The sequence below is a fragment of the Streptomyces seoulensis genome (genome assembly GCF_004328625.1).
Classification (GTDB): domain Bacteria; phylum Actinomycetota; class Actinomycetes; order Streptomycetales; family Streptomycetaceae; genus Streptomyces; species Streptomyces seoulensis.
On record NZ_CP032229.1, the window covers coordinates 2,589,030 to 2,606,532 of the forward strand.

At 72.1% G+C, this 17,503-nt stretch carries 17 protein-coding genes and 1 tRNA gene; 9 read left to right on the forward strand and 9 right to left on the reverse strand.

Annotated features, from left to right (window positions below):
- Positions 1-153 precede the first annotated feature (153 nt).
- Both D0Z67_RS11965 and D0Z67_RS11970 read left to right on the forward strand, forming a co-directional pair.
- On the forward strand, positions 154-1,200 hold the full coding sequence (locus tag D0Z67_RS11965) for a hypothetical protein (RefSeq protein ID WP_031184214.1): 1,047 nt from the start codon (positions 154-156) through the stop codon (positions 1,198-1,200).
- Positions 1,201-1,276: 76 nt separating this feature from the next.
- Positions 1,277-1,891: a class F sortase gene (locus D0Z67_RS11970; protein ID WP_031184213.1), complete on the forward strand. Its 615-nt coding sequence runs from the start codon at positions 1,277-1,279 to the stop codon at positions 1,889-1,891.
- A 239-nt stretch (positions 1,892-2,130) separates the two neighbouring features.
- On the opposite strand, the gene D0Z67_RS11975 is transcribed toward D0Z67_RS11970, so the two are convergent.
- The 7 genes from D0Z67_RS11975 to galU all read right to left on the reverse strand — a co-directional run bounded on the left by D0Z67_RS11975 (position 2,131) and on the right by galU (position 7,662).
- Positions 2,131-2,204: transfer RNA gene (locus tag D0Z67_RS11975), tRNA-Ala, on the reverse strand.
- 69 nt (positions 2,205-2,273) lie between these two features.
- A complete protein-coding gene (gene sepX, locus D0Z67_RS11980) occupies positions 2,274-3,476 on the reverse strand; it encodes a divisome protein SepX/GlpR (RefSeq protein WP_031184212.1) in 1,203 nt (400 codons plus the stop codon).
- A gap of 183 nt (positions 3,477-3,659) precedes the next feature.
- Positions 3,660-4,289: a GNAT family N-acetyltransferase gene (locus D0Z67_RS11985; protein ID WP_031184211.1), complete on the reverse strand. Its 630-nt coding sequence runs from the start codon at positions 4,287-4,289 to the stop codon at positions 3,660-3,662.
- 20 nt (positions 4,290-4,309) lie between these two features.
- A complete protein-coding gene (locus tag D0Z67_RS11990; RefSeq protein WP_037776327.1) occupies positions 4,310-4,837 on the reverse strand; it encodes a MogA/MoaB family molybdenum cofactor biosynthesis protein in 528 nt (175 codons plus the stop codon).
- Positions 4,834-5,313, reverse strand: a complete 480-nt coding sequence (moaC, locus tag D0Z67_RS11995) for a cyclic pyranopterin monophosphate synthase MoaC (protein WP_030814523.1) — start codon at positions 5,311-5,313, stop codon at positions 4,834-4,836. Before moaC ends, D0Z67_RS11990 begins: the two co-directional genes overlap by 4 nt.
- A 124-nt stretch (positions 5,314-5,437) precedes the next feature.
- Positions 5,438-6,754, reverse strand: a complete 1,317-nt coding sequence (gene glp, locus D0Z67_RS12000; protein ID WP_031184209.1) for a molybdotransferase-like divisome protein Glp — start codon at positions 6,752-6,754, stop codon at positions 5,438-5,440.
- A complete protein-coding gene (gene galU / locus D0Z67_RS12005) occupies positions 6,751-7,662 on the reverse strand; it encodes a UTP--glucose-1-phosphate uridylyltransferase GalU (protein ID WP_031184208.1) in 912 nt (303 codons plus the stop codon). Before galU ends, glp begins: the two co-directional genes overlap by 4 nt.
- Before the next feature lie 92 nt (positions 7,663-7,754).
- On the opposite strand from galU, the gene D0Z67_RS12010 reads away from it, so the two are divergent.
- Positions 7,755-8,375: a 5-formyltetrahydrofolate cyclo-ligase gene (locus D0Z67_RS12010; RefSeq protein ID WP_078873757.1), complete on the forward strand. Its 621-nt coding sequence runs from the start codon at positions 7,755-7,757 to the stop codon at positions 8,373-8,375.
- A gap of 66 nt (positions 8,376-8,441) precedes the next feature.
- Here D0Z67_RS12010 and D0Z67_RS12015 read toward each other — a convergent pair whose 3' ends face one another.
- A complete protein-coding gene (locus tag D0Z67_RS12015; RefSeq protein WP_031184206.1) occupies positions 8,442-11,270 on the reverse strand; it encodes a penicillin acylase family protein in 2,829 nt (942 codons plus the stop codon).
- A 269-nt stretch (positions 11,271-11,539) separates the two neighbouring features.
- On the opposite strand from D0Z67_RS12015, the gene D0Z67_RS12020 reads away from it, so the two are divergent.
- The 6 genes from D0Z67_RS12020 (at position 11,540) to mscL (ending at position 17,266) form a co-directional block, all read left to right on the forward strand.
- Entirely contained in the window at positions 11,540-13,045 is a 1,506-nt protein-coding gene (locus D0Z67_RS12020; RefSeq protein WP_051888227.1) for a potassium/proton antiporter, read from the forward strand.
- Between the two features lie 217 nt (positions 13,046-13,262).
- Positions 13,263-14,546: an MFS transporter gene (locus tag D0Z67_RS12025; protein ID WP_031184205.1), complete on the forward strand. Its 1,284-nt coding sequence runs from the start codon at positions 13,263-13,265 to the stop codon at positions 14,544-14,546.
- 67 nt (positions 14,547-14,613) lie between these two features.
- Positions 14,614-14,916: an FmdB family zinc ribbon protein gene (locus tag D0Z67_RS12030; RefSeq protein ID WP_031184204.1), complete on the forward strand. Its 303-nt coding sequence runs from the start codon at positions 14,614-14,616 to the stop codon at positions 14,914-14,916.
- A 108-nt stretch (positions 14,917-15,024) separates the two neighbouring features.
- Complete coding sequence (locus tag D0Z67_RS12035; protein ID WP_031184203.1) at positions 15,025-15,858, forward strand: S-methyl-5'-thioadenosine phosphorylase; 834 nt, start codon at positions 15,025-15,027, stop codon at positions 15,856-15,858.
- A gap of 151 nt (positions 15,859-16,009) precedes the next feature.
- Positions 16,010-16,603, forward strand: a complete 594-nt coding sequence (locus tag D0Z67_RS12040; protein ID WP_031184202.1) for an RcpC/CpaB family pilus assembly protein — start codon at positions 16,010-16,012, stop codon at positions 16,601-16,603.
- Between the two features lie 120 nt (positions 16,604-16,723).
- Positions 16,724-17,266 (forward strand): large conductance mechanosensitive channel protein MscL, encoded by a 543-nt coding sequence (gene mscL / locus D0Z67_RS12045; RefSeq protein WP_031184201.1) that lies wholly within the window; start codon positions 16,724-16,726, stop codon positions 17,264-17,266.
- A gap of 19 nt (positions 17,267-17,285) precedes the next feature.
- Here mscL and D0Z67_RS29650 read toward each other — a convergent pair whose 3' ends face one another.
- Complete coding sequence (locus D0Z67_RS29650; protein ID WP_165507345.1) at positions 17,286-17,462, reverse strand: hypothetical protein; 177 nt, start codon at positions 17,460-17,462, stop codon at positions 17,286-17,288.
- Between the last annotated feature and the right edge of the window lie 41 nt (positions 17,463-17,503).

Genomic DNA, 17,503 nt, shown 5'->3' on the forward strand with positions numbered 1-17,503 from the left:
GCGCCTGTGACGTGATGGCGATCACTCCGCCGAAAGTCGGAACATACGATCAGCTCAGTAGCTGCCGCGCCTTTCGGCCCCACCTGACAGTGCAAGCGGATGCGACTCCCCCTCCACATCATCCGGGTCATTTCACACCTTCTGGAGTCCTTCATGTCTTCGCTCGGTTTCCGACGCAACTCCGCCCTCCGCGCCGGTTTCGTCGCCGCCTCCCTCGCCGCCACCGTCCTGCTGCCGGCCGGTGCCGCGTTCGCCGCCGACGGCGCGACGGCGAGCCCGCAGGCCGCCACCCCGGCCCCGAGCGGCACGCCGAGCACCGAGGTCGGCACGCCGACCTCGACCACCAAGCCCAGCACCCCCGCCACCACCGCGCCCACCACCCCGGCGCCCACCTCGACGGAGGGCCCGAACGGGCAGCAGGGCCCGGTGCTGGTGCACACCATCGCGCTCAAGGGCGACCTGACCGCCAAGGTCTACAAGCACACCGACCAGGGCGACTACTACTCGGCCACCATCACCTTCAAGGGCAAGACCCTCGGTGAGCTGCGCGCCGGGGGCAGCTTCGGCGCCCAGCAGATGAAGGTCTTCAACGGCATCAAGGTGACCCTGCGCGCCGACGGCAGCATGACCTCCGCCGACGAGTACGTCGGCAACGGCGGCCAGGGCCCCGTCGTCCCGGTCCGCTGCGTCGTCACCGTGACCCGGAACATCGGTGCGGGCACCGAGGCCCTGATGACCATCAGCCCGACGGGTCCCTCGGTGGAGTTCCGGGGCGCCGGCGAGACCAAGCTGCTGCCGTACACCCTGACCCGCCTGCACCCGAAGCTCCCGGCGAGCGCGGGCTTCGAGGCCGAGATCCTCGGCCCGAACAGCACCCACCCGCGTCTGCGCACCAACATGGAGGGCGGCGGCCACCCGGCCACTATCCAGGACTTCCCGCAGCTCCCCAAGGGCTGCAACCCCTTCTACCCGACCACCTCCACGGGTTCGGCGGGCTCCACCGGCACCACCACCACCGGCCACACCTCCACCAACCAGACCACCGTGGTCCCCAAGGGCAGCGTCGCGGCCGGCTACGAGAGCACCCAGGGCAGCGACGCCCCCGTGCTGATGGCGGTCGGCGGGGCCGCCGCCGGCGCCGCGGGCCTCGGCTTCGTCGTCCTGCGCCGTCGCGGCACCTCGGTCGCCGGCCGGATCTGAAACGCCGTCCCCACGGGTGCGGGCCCGCCGCCCTCGGCGGTGGCCCGCACCCGTCGTTCCGTCTGGAGTCAGCCCCATGCAGCGCCGTGTCATGACCGCCACGTTCACCCTCGCGCTCGGCCTCGCCCTGGCCGCCTGCGGTACGCAGGACAGCACCGGGCACGTCACCCCGCCCCCGCCCAGCCCGGTCTCCACCCCGGCCGCCGCACCCGCCAAGTCGGTTGCTCCGATGGCCCGTTCGCTCCCGGTCCGGGTCACGATCCCCTCGGCGGGCGTCGACACCGGCCCCATTCTGAAGCTGGGCCTGGCCGCCGACGGCACGGTGGAGGTCCCCTCCGTCGCACAGGCGGACCGGATCGGCTGGTACTCCAAGGGAGTCACCCCCGGCGAGACCGGCCCCGCCGTCCTGATCGGCCACTACGACACCGTCAAGGGCCCGGCCGTGCTGCGGAACGTCGGGAGGATCAAGCAGGGCGCCCGGATCACCGTCGCCCGCGCCGACGGCTCCTCCGCCGTCTTCTCCGTCCGCACCGTCGAACAGGTCGACAAGGACGCCTTCCCCACCGACAAGGTCTACGGCGACACGACCCGCCCCGAACTCCGCCTGATCACCTGCGGCGGAGCCATCGAGAACGGCCACCGCCCGGACAACATCATCGTCTACGGCGACCTGGTGTCCACCCGGGACTGACCGGTGCGAGGCTGACCCCGCGGCCGCCTACGAACCGGCCGGCACCCTGCGTGCCCTCGGCCAACCGGAGGCGGTCGCCGACCTGTTGCTCACGGAGCGCGCCCATCTCCCGGCCTACCGCGTCTTAGTCGCCAGGTACGCGGTGTTGGGCACGGCGGGAACGACGAGACCCCGTCCGATCAGAAGATCGGACGGGGTCTCGAGAACTCTTCCCGAGCGGACTCGGGATGAGCGTTACGTGGACCTGTGGGGATTTGAACCCCAGACCCCCTCGATGCGAACGAGGTGCGCTACCAGACTGCGCCACAGGCCCTTGCAACGAGTGAAACTCTAGCATCCCGATCGGGGTGCTCGGAAATCCGCTCCCGGACTGGTCAGAGGCTCACTCGTTGGCGGCGCGCGGCCGGTCGCCGTCCTCGTACTGGTCGAACAGCGGGGTGCGGCCCCGCTCGCGGGAGCGGCGGGCGGAGGCGGTGCGCCGGGCGTCGCCCCGCGCGTCCTCCGGGCGCTCCCCCTCCGGCTCCGGACCGGCCGCCGGGACCTCGGGACGCTGCTCCGGGGTGACGGCGCTGGAGCGGGCCGAGCTCCAGGTGCCGGGGGCGCCCAGGTCCACGTCGGCGGTGGCGCGCGGGGCGACCGGCGCGGTCACGTACGTCGGCAGGGGCACCGGCACCGGGTCCCAGCTCTCGCCGTGGCCGGGGCGGCGCTGCCGCTCGCGCTGCTGGTCGACCCACTCGGCGTGGTCGGTCTGCTCGACCAGGGCGCGCCGGTCGGCGGCGAGGGCGGCGGACAGAGCGGGGTCGGTGTGCGGCCCCGTTCCCTCCTCCGGCTCGTCGGCGACGACGGCCGCCTCGGCCGCGCGGCGGCGCGGCTGACGGGCCCGCTCCCGCAGCCGGGCGGCGGCGTCCTCGGCGCTCCTGCGGTCCATCTGGAAGGCGAACCGGCGCCGTTCCTGCCGGCGCAGATAGCCGATGTACGCGCTGAGCAGCACGGCCGGCACGGCGGGCACCCAGAGGAGGCCGAGGCCCCCCACCGCGGCGGCGATCGCGCCGATGGTGAAGGCGAGGAACAGCAGCACGGTGGTGCGCCGCCTGCGGGCGAGCACCTTCGTGCGCTGGGCACGCGCCGCGGCCGCCTGCGCCGAGGGCGCGCGCCGGGCGGGGACGTGTTCGGGTTCGGGCGCCTGGGCGGTGCGGGACGGATGCGCCTGGGGCGAGGGCGGGTCGGGGACCATGTCGGCCGCGTGCTCGCGCGGGGCGTGCGCCCGCTCCTGCCGCTCGGGCTCGGTGTCCGCCCGGACCTGACGGCGCGTCGGAGGCACGGCGAAGTCCCGGACGTCCACCGGGTCGGTGGCGACGTCCGGGTCACCGGCGTCCGGCTCCCCCTCCTCGGCGGAGCGCGCCCGCAGGTCCTTGGCGTACCGGCGCTCCATTCCCGCCCTTCCGGACAGCAGCCGGATGGCGGTGCTGAAGCGTTCCGTCGGACGGGCCTCGTTCAGCTCGTCCTGCCTACGGAGCCACATCGGCACCAAGTAGGCGGCCCAGGCCCCGACGATGACTGCGTAGATGAGGCCGCTGCTGCTCACGACTCACACGGTAGAGGGGTTTCCCTGAGGCCATCCGCCAATTGGGCCGGTGTGTCGCACGATCTGGCTGATATTTCCAGCTTTTTTTGCGACCGATGCGATCAGCGGACCCCCGAAGGGGGGAATTGAATGCCCGGAGACGGACGGAAGATGGTCGCCTCGGGCATTAATTCGAACAGATATTCAATTTCCGGCGCTGTTCGCATTCCCCGGCTGTCCCGGCCGTGCCGCGCGGGCGCGCCGCCAGCGGTCGACCAGACCGCCGGGGACCTCCTCGGCGGTGAGCGCGTAGACCATGTGGTCCCGCCAGGCGCCGTCGATGTGCAGATAGCGCGGCCGCAGCCCCTCCTCGCGGAAGCCCAGCTTCTCCACCACGCGCCGGCTGGGCCGGTTCTCCGGGCGGATGCAGACCTCCAGACGGTGCAGCCCCACCGCGCGGAAGCAGTGGTCGGAGACGAGCGCGACGGCGGTCGGCATCACCCCGCGCCCGGCGACCGACTGGTCCACCCAGTAGCCGATGTGCCCGGAGCACATGGAGCCCCAGGTGATCCCGGCGACCGTGAGCTGGCCGACCAGGCGTCCCTGGTACTCGATGACGAACGGCAGCATCCGGCCCGCCGTCGCCTCCGAGCGCAGGTGCCGGATCATCTGGCGGTAGGTCGGGCGGTGCGCGATCGGCCCGCTCGCGGTGGGCGGCGGGATGGTCGCCTCCCAGGGGCGCAGCCAGTCCCGGTTGCGCCGGTTGACCTCGCGCCAGGCGCGCTGGTCGCGCACCTTTATGGGCCGCAGGACCACATCGCCGTCCACCAGCACCGCGGGCCAGGATCTGCCGGTCAGCTCGCACCCCCGGCGCCCGTGCGGCCCGGTGCGTCGGGCCGGGGGTGGTCGCCGCCGCGGATCTGGTCGACGGCGTGCGTCAGCAGCGGCTCCAGCACCGCGAGCCCGTCGCGGACCCCGCCGCTGGAACCGGGCAGGTTCACGATCAGCGTGCCGCCCGCGACCCCGGCCAGGCCCCTCGAGAGCGCGGCGGTGGGCACCTTCTCGCGCCCGTACGCCCGGATCGCCTCGGCGATGCCCGGTACCTCGTACTCCAGGACCGCGCGGGTGGCCTCGGGGGTGCGGTCGGTGGGCGAGATGCCGGTGCCGCCGGTGGTGACGACCGCGTCGTAGCCGGCCGCCACGGCCGCGCGCAGGGCGGCCTCGACCGGGTCGCCGTCCGCGACCACCTGGGGGCCGTCCACGGAGAAGCCGAGGCGGGTGAGGCCCTCGGCGACGGCGGGGCCGCCCTTGTCGGCGTAGACGCCGGCCGAGGCGCGGTTGGAGGCGGTGACGACCAGCGCGCGGTACGGGGTTGCGGTCACGCCCGGCTCCAGTGGCCCGACTTGCCGCCCGTCTTCTCCTCCACCCGCACGTCGGTGATGACGGCGCCCTTGTCGACCGCCTTCACCATGTCGACCACGGTGAGCGCGGCGACGGAGACGGCCGTGAGGGCCTCCATCTCCACGCCGGTGCGGTCGGTGGTCTTCACGGTGGCCAGGATCTCCACGCCCTCGTCCGTGACGGCGAGGTCCAGTGTCACACCGGACACCGACAGCGGGTGGCACAGCGGGATCAGGTCCGGGGTGCGCTTGGCGCCCATGATGCCCGCGATCCGGGCGGTGGCCAGGGCGTCGCCCTTGGGGACACCCTCGCCGCGCAGCAGCTCGACCACGCGCGGGGACACGAGCACCCGGCCACTGGCACGGGCGGTGCGCGCGGTCACTTCCTTCCCGGATACGTCGACCATGCGGGCCGCGCCCGCCTCGTCGATGTGCGTCAGTCGGTCGTGCGTACTCATGGTGTGCGGTACTTCCCGTTCGCGGCCCGCCGGCGCGGGCGATGCGCGGGCCTCCTGTGCGCGCCACGGTACCGCCAAGTCCGCTCCGGCACCGGGCCGGGACCCGCTCGGGGCCCCGCGCGGGTCAGCCGAGCAGGATGACCTCGACCTCGGTGCCGGGCTCGGCCTCCGCCATGTCCTCGGGGAGCACGATCAGCGCGTTGGCGTGGGCCAGCGCGGCGATCAGATGGGAGCCGCTGCCACCCACGGGGGTGACCTCGCCGTCCTCGTGGTTGCCGCGCAGGAACTGGCGGCGGCCCTCGGGCGAGCGCAGCGGGCCGTCCACCGTGAGGGTGGCCCGGGTACGCGGCCGGTGGACCTCCGGGAGGCCCATCAGGGCGCGGATGGCGGGGCGGACGAACAGCTCGAAGGAGACGTACGACGACACGGGGTTGCCGGGCAGGGCCAGCAGCGGGGTGTGGTCGGGGCCCACCGCGCCGAAGCCCTGGGGCTTGCCGGGCTGCATGGCGAGCTTGCGGAAGTCGACCCCGCCGCCCTCCTCCTCGCCGACCTCGGTGAGCGCCTCCTTGACCACGTCGTACGCGCCGACGCTGACTCCGCCGGTGGTGACCAGCAGGTCGGCGCGGACCAACTGGTCCTCGATGGTGGAGCGCAGCACGTCCGCGTCGTCCGCGACCGCGCCGACCCGGTAGGCGATGGCGCCCGCGTCCCGGGCGGCGGCGGTGAGGGCGAAGCTGTTGGAGTCGAAGATCTGGCCGTGCGCCAACGGCTCGCCCGGCTGGACGAGTTCACTGCCGGTGGACATCACGACGACGCGCGGGCGGGGCCGCACCCGGACGGTGCCCCGGCCGATCGCGGCGAGCAGCGCGATCTGGGACGGCCCGAGGACGGTGCCCGCGGCGAGCGCCCGGTCACCGGCGCGCACGTCGCTGCCGCTGGGCCGGACATGGGCCCCCGTCTCGGCGGGCCGGAAGATCCGGACCTGGCCCTCGGCGCCCTCCGGCGCCTGGGCGCGGGCCCGCATCCCGCTCGCCGGGCCGCCGCCGAGCCCGGCGTCCGTCCACTCGACGGGGACGACGGCCTCGGCGCCGGGCGGCAGCGGCGCGCCGGTCATGATGCGCGCCGCCTGGCCGGGGCCGACCTGGACCGGGGCGGAGTCGCCGGCGGCGACGTCACCGACCACGTCCAGGACCGCCGGGTACTCCTCGCTCGCACCGGTCACGTCCGTGACCCGTACCGCGTAACCGTCCATGGAGCTGTTGTCGAAGGGCGGCAGGGACACCGGCACCATGACGTCGTCGACCAGCGCACAGCCCTGCGCGTCGGGGAGCTGGAGCTCGATGGGGTCGAGCGGGCGGACGGTGCTGAGAATGTCCTCCAGGTGCTCGTCCACCGACCACACGTGGTCCGGTCCGACGGGACGGTTCGCGGCGGTGCTCAACGTTCCTGCATCTCCTCGGCGACGAAACTGCGCAGCCAGGTCCTGAAGTCCGGGCCCAGGTCCTCACGTTCGCACGCGAGACGGACAATGGCACGCAGGTAGTCGGCACGGTCGCCGGTGTCATAGCGGCGGCCCTTGAAGACGACGCCGTGCACCGGGCCGCCGACCTTCTCGTCCTCCGCGAGCTGCTGGAGGGCGTCGGTGAGCTGGATCTCGCCGCCCCGGCCGGGCTCGGTCTTGCGGAGTATGTCGAAGACGTGCGGGTCGAGGACGTAGCGGCCGATGATGGCGTAGTTGGAGGGGGCGTCGGCCGGCTCCGGCTTCTCGACCAGGCCGGTCACCTTGACGACGTCGCCGTCCCCGGTGCTCTCCACGGCGGCACAGCCGTAGAGGTGGATCTGCTCGGGGGCGACCTCCATGAGGGCGATCACGCTGCCGCCGTGCTGCTCCTGGACCTCGATCATCCGCTGGAGCAGGGGGTCGCGAGGGTCGATCAGGTCGTCGCCGAGGAGGACCGCGAAGGGCTCGTTGCCGACGTGCGGGGCGGCGCACAGCACGGCGTGGCCGAGGCCGCGGGGGTCGCCCTGGCGGACGTAGTGCATGGTGGCCAGGTCACTGGACTCCTGGACCTTGGCGAGTCGGTCGGCGTCGCCCTTCTTGCCGAGCGCCGATTCCAGCTCGTAGTTGCGGTCGAAGTGGTCCTCCAGCGGACGCTTGTTGCGTCCGGTCACCATGAGGACGTCCTCGAGGCCCGCGGACACCGCCTCCTCGACCACGTACTGGATGGCCGGCTTGTCCACGACCGGCAACATCTCCTTGGGCGTCGCCTTGGTCGCGGGCAGAAAGCGGGTACCCAGCCCGGCTGCCGGAATGACAGCCTTGCTGATCCTCGGGTGCAACTCAGTCATGCGCGCCACTCTAACCGGTGTCCTTAGGGGGAAATCCCCTGCTCCGCTTAGGTCGGCGTGATAATCGCGGACCGAAATGGAGGTGGCCGGCGGTGGAATCCGACGAAGGTGCGAACGACCCCGGGAAGAGGGGTCTGCGGCGTGAACTCCTGGTAAATAGAAGGGGGTTGAGCGAGGAGGACCGTCTCGCCCATGAACGCGCCCTCGCCGCGCACGCCCTCGCCCTGCCCGAACTCGCCTCCGCCGGCACGGTCGCCGCCTATGTCTCGGTCGGCACCGAACCCGGTACGGCCGCCCTGCTGGAGGCGCTGCGCGAGCGCGGCACCCGCGTCCTGCTCCCGGTGCTGCTCCCCGACGACGACCTCGACTGGGGCGCGTACACCGGACCCGGCTCGCTGGCGGTGGTCCGGCACGGCGGGCGGATGGAGCTGGCCGAGCCTGCCGGGACGCGCCTGGGGCCCGACGCGGTGACGGAGGCGGACGTGGTGCTGCTGCCGGGCCTCGCGGTGGACGGGCGCGGGATGCGGCTGGGGCGGGGCGGGGGTTCGTACGACCGGGTGCTCGCGCGCCTGGAGCGCGCGGGCGCGCGTCCGGCGCTGGTGGTGCTGCTGTACGACACGGAGGTGGTGGCCCGGGTGCCCGCCGAGGCGCACGACCGCCCGGTGCACGCCGTGGTGACCCCGGCCGGTGTACGCCGTTTCGCGCGCCCCTGAGAAAGCCCCCCGAGACGGCCGAAGGCCCTCCACGCGCGCGTGGAGGGCCTTCGGCTTCGTACGGACCTACGGCCGCAGGTTCAGCGTGTCCTTGGTGCTGCCGTCCACCGACTTGGCCGAGAAGGACCAGGGCAGCAGATCGCCGTCGGCCCACTTGTCGGTCTGGTCGGTGTAGTGGGCGCTGAAGGCGTGCCCGGAGGCGCCGCTGAGGTTGATCCAGCGGGACTTGTCGAGGTCCGCCAGGTTGACGACCATCCGCATGGACGGCACCCACACCACCCCGTAGCCGCCGGCGGCGTTCCAGCCGGTGGCGTTGACGGTGGCCTCGCCGCCGCTGAGCTTCCAGGGGCCGCGGTTGAGCGCGTACTGGAGCACCTCAGGGCCCTGGAGGCCGAGGGTCTGGTTCTTCAGGAACAGCCGGTGCAGCCGGCCCCAGCTCCAGGTGTCGATGTCCTTGCCGAGCTTGGCGGTCAGCTCCCAGCGGGCGTCGATCATGGCGCGGGTGAACAGCTCGTCGCGGTTGTGCGCGGCCGGGCGGTTGCCCGACTTGGGCGCCTGCCACCACTGGCTGTCCGGCTTGTCCATGAGCGTGCGCACGACCTCGAACCAGCGGTCGCCGCCGTCCGGCTGCGCCTGGTCGGCGTCGCGCTGACCGCACTCGCGGACCTTGCTCTGATCGTCCAGCGGACCGGTGCTGCCCGCGCGCTCCACCCACAGGCACTGGTTCTTGGCGCGCAGCTCCTTGGGGAGCTTGTCGCCGAAGCCGAGCTTGAGGATGTTGCGCCAGACGGCGTTGAAGTAGGCGGCCGCGGCCGAGTCGGCGTCCTGGGTGTAGTCCCAGCCCTCCAGCAGCTTCTGCGCCTTGCGGACCTCGGGGTCGTCCAGGTCCAGCTTGAGCAGCTTGGGCACCAGCAGCTTGGCGATCTCACTGCTGTTGTCGAGCTGCATCTGGCGCATGTCGTCGGTGGAGACCTTGCCGCCGTCCTTGATCTTGGACTCGATCAGGTCGGCGATGCGCTGGCTGCGGGTGCCGTAGCCCCAGTCGGTGGTCAGGGTGTACGGGTACTTGTCCTTGTCCACCACGGCCTGGTTGGCGGTGACGATGTAGCCGCGCTTCGGGTTGTACTCGTAGGGCAGCTCGTCCTGCTCCAGGAAGCCGGTCCAGCGGTACTTGGAGTCCCAGCCCGGCGCGGGCACCGAGCCGTCGTCGCCCGTGGCGCGGGTGGGGATCTTGCCCGGCAGGGTGTAGCCGATGTTCTCGGAGTCGGCGTAGATCAGGTTCTGGGACGGCACGTCGAAGAGCGAGGCTGCCTTGCGGAAGCCGTTCCAGTCGGCCGCCCTGTCCATCGCGAACACGGCGTCCATGGAGGTGCCGGGGTCCAGCGCGGTCCAGCGCAGCGCGATGCCGTAGCCGTCGCCGCGGTCGGGGGCGGCGGTGTCGACGCTGGCCTTGCGGCCGACCTCCACCAGCTCGTCGTCGCGGTCGGAGAGCAGCGGCATGCCGTCGGCGGTCTGGCGTACGACGATCTTCTTGGACGCGCCACCGGCGACCTTGATGGTCTCCTCACGGGTGCGGAAGGGGCGGACCTTGCCGTCGTAGAGATAGCCGTCGCCGGAGATCTTCTCCAGGTAGAGGTCGCTGACGTCCACGCCGGAGTTGGTCATGCCCCAGGCGATCTTCCCGTTGTGGCCGATGACCACACCGGGCATGCCCGCGAAGGTGTAGCCCGCCACGTCGTACTGGCACTTGCTGGAGACGCTCCGGCAGTGCAGGCCCATCTGGTACCAGACCGAGGGCAGGGACGCGGAGAGGTGCGGGTCGTTGGCGAGCAGCGGCTTGCCGGTGATGGTGTGGGCGCCGGAGACGACCCAGGAGTTGGAGCCGATGCCCTGGCCGTTGACGCCGACGGCGGTGGGGAGGTCGTCGAGGACCTTGGTGAGGCCGGTGAGCTGGCCGGTGAGGCCGGTACCGGTCGTGCCGGTGGCGCCCGCGGTGCCGGTCGTGCCGGTGCCGGTCGTGCCCTGGGTGCCCTGCGTGCCGGTGCCGCCCGGCGTCCCCGTGGTGCCCTGCGTGCCCTGGCTGCCCTGAGTGTCCGAGGGGGCGCCGTCCTGCTGGAAGGTCTTGCTCAGCGCGCTGTACTGGCCCTCGCGCACGATCGGCTTGTTCCGGTCGTAGGGGTAGTCCGGGTACAGCTCGCGGATCTGCTGCGGGGTGAGGCGGCTGGTCATCAGGGCGCGGTCGGTCTCGTCGCGCATGTTGCCGCGCAGGTCCCAGGCCATCGCCTTCAGCCACGCGACGGAGTCGACCGGGGTCCACTCGGCGGGCTTGTAGTCGTTGGTGAACCCCAGGGCCGCGTACTCCAGGGAGATGTCCCGGTCGTCCTTGCCCTTGAGGTAGGCGTTGACGCCCTTGGCGTACGCCTGGAGGTACTGCTTCGCGGAGGCCGACAGCTTGGTGTCGTACTCCTGCTTCGCCACCCGGTCCCAGCCCAGGGTGCGCAGGAAGGCGTCGTTCTTGACCTGGCCCTTGCCGAACATCTCCGACAGGCGGCCGGAGGTGAGATGGCGGCGCACGTCCATCTCGTAGAACCGGTCCTGCGCCTGGACGTAGCCCTGGGCCATGAACAGGTCGGCGTCGGAGGAGGCGTAGATCTGCGGGATGCCGTAGCCGTCGCGCTTGACGTCGACGGGGCCGGAGAGGCCCTCGAGCGTGACCGATCCCTTGGTCTGCGGGAAGGAGGCACGCACCGTGCTGATGGACCAGAACGCCCCGAAGGCTATGCCTCCGATGAGGGCCAGGACCAGCAGAATCACGACAAGTCGGGCTTTGCGCCCCTTCTTCCTGCCGGACGTGCCGGGCTTGTCACCCGATGTGGCGGTGGTGTTGGGGGGCATCGCTGTCCTTGCTGTCCTCACGCGAGCGGCAGGCGGGGCTGTGACTTTGAATGAGCGCTGGAGCAACCATAGGCGCAGGCCCCGGAACCACTTGACGCGGAGTCGGGAACCAGCGGGCACGGGCGTTCGATCTTGCCAACCCGAGCGTCAAGGAAGCGTCAAGAGTTAGGTAAGGTAACGAAGTAGTCGGGTGCGGTCCGCCGCCCCTCGGTGTCTTGTGTACGCGAGCCCACGTGCGCCCCCGCGCGGGCCAATGAAGGGATGCGCCGCTGACTGTCCACCACCTCAACCAGCTCCTGTTCGCCTGCTCGCTGGTCCTCCTGGTCGCCGTCGCGGCCGTGCGGATCTCCTCACGCAGCGGGCTCCCCAGCCTGCTCGTCTACCTCGGTATCGGCGTCCTCATGGGCTCCGACGGCGTGGGGAACATCCACTTCGACAACGCGGAGATGACCCAGGTCATCGGGTACGCGGCCCTGGTCGTGATCCTGGCCGAGGGCGGTCTCGGCACGAAGTGGAAGGAAGTGCGGCCGGCCCTGCCGTCCGCCTCCGTGCTGGCGACGGTGGGCGTCGCGGTGAGCGTCGGCGCGACCGCCGCGGGCGCGCACTATCTGGTCGGGCTGGAGTGGCGGCAGGCGTTCATCATCGGCGCGGTGGTGTCCTCGACGGACGCGGCGGCCGTGTTCTCCGTGCTGCGCAAGATCCCGCTCCCCTCGCGGGTGACGGGCACGCTGGAGGCGGAGTCCGGCTTCAACGACGCCCCGGTGGTCATCCTGGTCGTCGCCTTCTGCCAGGCCGGCCCGGTGGAGCACTGGTACATCCTGCTGGCCGAGATCGTGCTGGAGCTGGCCATCGGCGCCGCCCTGGGCCTCGCGGTGGGCTTCCTCGGCTCCTGGGGGCTCAAGCACGTCGCCCTGCCGGCGTCCGGTCTCTACCCGATCGCCGTCATGGCCATCGCCGTCACCGCGTACGCGGCCGGCGCGCTGGCCCACGGCAGTGGCTTCCTCGCCGTCTACCTGGCCTCGATGGTGCTGGGCAACGCCAAGCTGCCGCACTGGCCGGCCACCCGCGGGTTCGCGGAGGGGCTGGGCTGGATCGCGCAGATCGGCATGTTCGTCCTGCTCGGCCTGCTGGTGACCCCGCACGAGCTGGGCGACGACGTGGTGCCCGCGCTGATCATCGGACTGGTGCTGACCATGGCGGCCCGTCCGCTGAGCGTGGTGCTGAGCCTGACCCCGTTCCGGGTGCCGTGGCAGGAGCAGGCGCTGATGTCCTGGGCGGGGCTGCGCGGCGCGGTCCCCATCATCCTGGCGACCATCCCCATGGTGAGCGGGGTGGAGGGCAGCCGCCGGCTGTTCAACATCGTCTTCGTACTCGTCGTCGTCTACACCCTGGTCCAGGGCCCGACCCTGCCCTGGCTGGCCCGCAAGCTGCGGCTCGGCGAGGAGGGCGCGGCGTCCGACCTCGGCATCGAGTCGGCGCCGCTGGAGCGGCTGCGCGGCCATCTGCTCTCGCTCACCATCCCGGACGACTCCCGGATGCACGGCGTGGAGGTGGGCGAGCTGCGGCTGCCGCCGGGCGCCGCCGTCACGCTGGTCGTCCGGGACGGCAAGTCGTTCGTCCCCTCCCCCACGACCGTGCTGCGGCACGGGGACGAGCTGCTCGTGGTCTCCACCGACCCGGTCCGCGACCAGGCCGAACGCCGGCTGCGCGCGGTCACCCAGGGCGGCAAGCTGGCCGACTGGCTCGGCACCGGCGGTAGGGTGCACCGGCACTGAGGGTGCTGGTTCTCACAGCTCCGGCGGCGGGGAGCCGCCTGTACGATCAGGGCATCTGATCGAACCAACTCTGTCCGATTCGTCTGACGCAGAGCTGGCGCGACCGTATGGCGGCCGGACCCTTTGAGCCGGTATCTACCGCAGTTCCGCGCGCAAGAGGACGGCTCTCGGTGCCCCCCGCACGGGCGCGCTACCAGGCGGAAGAGAGGCACGGGCCGTGGCATCCACGGTCACCACCGAGCGGTCGGCGCGTCCGGGTTACGGGCAACTGCTGCGCACGAAGGGCGCGTGGACCTTCCTGGTCCCCGGCTTCGCGGCACGTCAGCCGTTCGCCATGCTCACCATCTCCATCGTGCTGCTGGTGCGGCACACCACCGGCTCGTACGGCGCCGCCGGTGCCGCCGCGGCCGTCACCGGCGTCTCCATGGCCCTGTTCGCGCCGTACAGCGGCCGGCTCGCGGACCGGTACGGCCAGCGGGCGGTACTGATGCCCGGTGTCGTCCTGCACACGGCGGCGGGGCTCACCCTGACCGCGCTCGCGCTGGCACACGCCCCCTTGTGGGCGCTGTTCGCGGCGGCGGTGCCGACCGGCGCCTCGGTCCCGCAGGTCGGCCCGATGGTGCGGGCCCGCTGGGGCACGCGGCTGAAGGGATCGCCGCTGATGAGCACGGCGGCGGCCTTCGAGTCGGTCACCGACGAGCTGACCTTCGTCGTCGGCCCGCTGCTGGCCACCGCGCTGTGCACCACCGTCACCCCCGCCGCCGGACTGATCACGGAGGCCGCGCTGACCCTGGTCGGCGGTCTGCTGTTCGCCGCCCAGCGGGGTACGCAGCCGCCGGTCGGCCCGCACGCGGAGGCCGGCGAAGAGGCGCACGCGCGCGTGTCCGCCCTCCGGGTGCCCGGCGTACGGGTGCTCATCGTGACGTTCCTCGGCATCGGCGCCGTCTTCGGCGGGATGCAGGTCTCGCTGGCCGCGTTCACCGAGTCCATCGGGGAGCCCGGTCTGAACGGCGTCCTCTATGGCGTCTTCGCCGCCGGAAACATGCTCTCCGGGGTGATCTGCGGCGCGGTCGCCTGGAAGTCGTCGCCCCGGCGCCGGCTCATGGTCGGGTACACGGCGCTCGCGCTGGCCACCTCCGCGCTGTGGACGGTGCACTCGGTGCCGCTGCTGGCCGGTCTCGGCCTGCTGGTCGGCATGTGCATCGCGCCCGCCCTGATCACGGGGTACACCCTGGTCGAGGACCTGGTGCCGGCGGGTGCCCGGACGGAGGCGTTCACCTGGCTGACGGGTGCGGTCGCGCTGGGCCAGGCGGCCGCCGTCACGGTGGCGGGACAATGGGAGGACCGGCTGTGGGACGGCGCCGGGTTCCTGGTCCCGATGGCGGCGACCGTACCGGCGCTGGCGACGATCCTGGCCCTGCGTTCCCTGCTGGTGGCGCGGGCCCGGACCCGTACCGTGGCGCGTGGCGTCGGTCACCGCGAGCCGGTCACGGTGGACTGATCCACGGGAATGCGTCACTATGGAGCATCGTTAGCACTCATTGAGTGAGAGTGCCAGGAGGAAGACAGTGCCGACCTACCAGTACCAGTGCAAGGACTGCGGCGAGGGCCTCGAGGCGGTGCAGAAGTTCACCGACGACGCCCTGACCGAGTGCCCCAGCTGCGGTGGCCCCTTGAAGAAGGTGTTCTCCGCCGTCGGCATTGTCTTCAAGGGCTCCGGCTTCTACCGCAACGATTCGCGCGGCGCGTCGTCGAGCAGCAGCCCGGCCACGAAGCCGTCCTCGACGTCCTCGTCGTCCGACACGAAGTCGTCGACGTCGTCTTCGTCGTCCTCCTCGACGCCGTCGTCCTCGGCCGGCTCCGCCGCCTGAGAACCCCGCTTTCCCGGACCCTGCCGTCATCCGACGGCGGGGTCTTCGGCGTACATGCGAACGGGTGATCCTGGTGGCCGCTTCCGGGGGGCCGTTAGGGTGCTGGGCATGGCGAACGCAGAGATCGGCGTAATCGGCGGCTCGGGTTTCTACTCGTTCCTGGACGACGTGACCGAGGTCCAGGTGGACACCCCTTACGGGGCGCCCTCCGACTCCGTCTTCGTGGGCGAGGTCGCGGGCCGCAGGGTGGCCTTCCTTCCCCGGCACGGGCGCGGGCATCACCTTCCGCCGCACCGCATCAACTACCGGGCCAACCTGTGGGCGCTGCGTTCGCTGGGAGTCCGGCAGGTGCTGGGGCCGTGCGCGGTGGGCGGACTGCGGCCGGAGTTCGGGCCGGGCACGCTGCTGGTGCCGGACCAGATGGTCGACCGCACCAGGACGCGGCAGCAGACCTTCTTCGACGGGCTCCCGCTGCCGGACGGCACGGTGCCCAACGTGGTGCATGTGTCGCTGGCCGACCCCTACTGCCCGACCGGGCGGAGCATCGCGCTGAAGGCGGCCCGTGGGCGGGACTGGACGCCGGTCGACGGCGGCACGCTGGTCGTGGTGGAGGGGCCGCGCTTCTCCACCCGCGCCGAGTCGCTGTGGCATCAGGCACAGGGCTGGTCGGTGGTCGGGATGACCGGGCATCCGGAGGCGGCGCTCGCCCGTGAGCTGGAGCTCTGCTACACCTCGCTGACCCTGGTCACCGACCTGGACGCGGGCGCGGAGACCGGCGAGGGGGTGTCCCACGACGAGGTGCTCCAGGTGTTCGCGGCGAACGTGGACCGGCTGCGGGGGGTGCTGTTCGACGCGGTGGCGGGGTTGCCGGAGACCGGGGAGCGGGACTGTCTCTGCGTGGGGGCGCTCGGGGGGATGGAGCCGGGGATTCCGTTGCCGTAGCCGTGCTGGGACGAGGTTGCTTCCACGTTCGGGTGACGGGGTTTTCCACAACCGGTGGGTAGTCCACGGGCTCCGGCGGGGTCCGGCGAGACGGGTCATCGTGGGGATCGCAGAGCGTTCCCTCGTCCCCTCGTCACAGGTGGTGATCCCGATGTCCGTGCACCCGAACACCGTCCCCGCTCCCGCTTTCCGCGTGCCGCGCCCGCTGGGCACGGATGCGCCGGCGACCCGTGAGGTCCCCTTCTTCCCGCCCCTGCGCGTACGGGGCGGGGGTGGACCGGCGGGACGGCTGGCGCGGTACCGGGGCAGGGCGGTCGCCGCCGGGCTGGCGGTGACGGCGGCGGCGCTGGTCGCGGCCGGCCCCCGCTCCCCCGGCGGCGGCACTCCGTCCGCCGAGCGGCCCCGGGGGCATCCGGCCGCCGGTCCGGTACGCGGGCGCGGGCCGGGTGAGCTGGTGCGGGCACCGGTGCGCATCGCGGACGCGGCCACCGTGCGGCTGCTGCGGCCCGGGGACCGGGTGGACGTGGTCGCGGCGGAGGAGCGGGCGGCGCCGGGGGGTGGCGGGTCGGCGCGGGTGCTGGCGCGCGGGGCCCGGGTGGTCCGGCTGCCGGAGCCGCTGGACCGCGTTCCGGGTGAGGGAAGCGTCACTGAGGGGGCGCTGGTCGTCCTCGCGGTGCCGCGTGCCACGGCGGCTCGGCTGGTGGGGGCGAACCCCATGGCCAGGCTGGCGGTGACGCTGTGGTGAGTCTTGTCGGGAACATTTCCGGAAGCGTGCGGTCAAGTCGCTCGATCGAGCGACGGGATTGGACAGGGTGGCAGCACCCTGACGTAGGTTGCGGAGCGCTCTGTTCCCCAGCCTGTGCGCATGACGAGGAGACTCACCGAGGTGAACGCGAAGAAGGAAGCGGTCAGCATCCTGGACGGCTTCAAAGCCTTCCTGATGCGTGGCAACGTCATCGATCTGGCGGTCGCGGTGGTCATCGGTGCCGCCTTCACCAGCATCGTGAACTCGGTGGTGAAGGGTGTCATCAACCCGCTGGTCGGCGCGATCGGCACGAAGAACCTCGACCACTACAGCTACTGCCTGAAGGACCCCTGCAAGCCGGGGACGGACGGCAGTGCGGAGGGTGGCGTCCAGATCCTCTGGGGCTCGGTGGCCGGTGCGGCGCTGAACTTCGTGATCACCGCGGCGGTCGTGTACTTCCTGATGGTGCTGCCGATGTCGAAGTACCTGGCCCGCCAGGAGGCCCGCAAGCAGGCCCGCACGGGCAAGACCGAGCCGGAGCCGAACCCGGTGACCGAGCTGGAGGTCCTCCAGGACATCCGCGACCTGCTGGTCGCCCAGCGCACGGGCACCGTGGACGGCGTGGTCAGGCAGCAGCGCCCGGCAGGGCCGGACGCGCGCTGACGGAAGCCTTCCGTGCCGCTCAGAGGTGGTGGGGCGGCTTCTCGTCGAGGAAGCGCCTGAGGTCGGCGGCGCTGTCGCCGGAGGGACGCTCGCCCCACCCACGGTCGGTGTCGTCCGAGGACTGCTGGTTCAGCGGGTCGTCGAAGACGAGCGCGGCCTTCGGGTCGCGCGGCTCGGGTGCGGGGGCGTCACTCATGCCTCCAGGGTACGGTCCAGCGCCCGGCACACTTCGGCGCC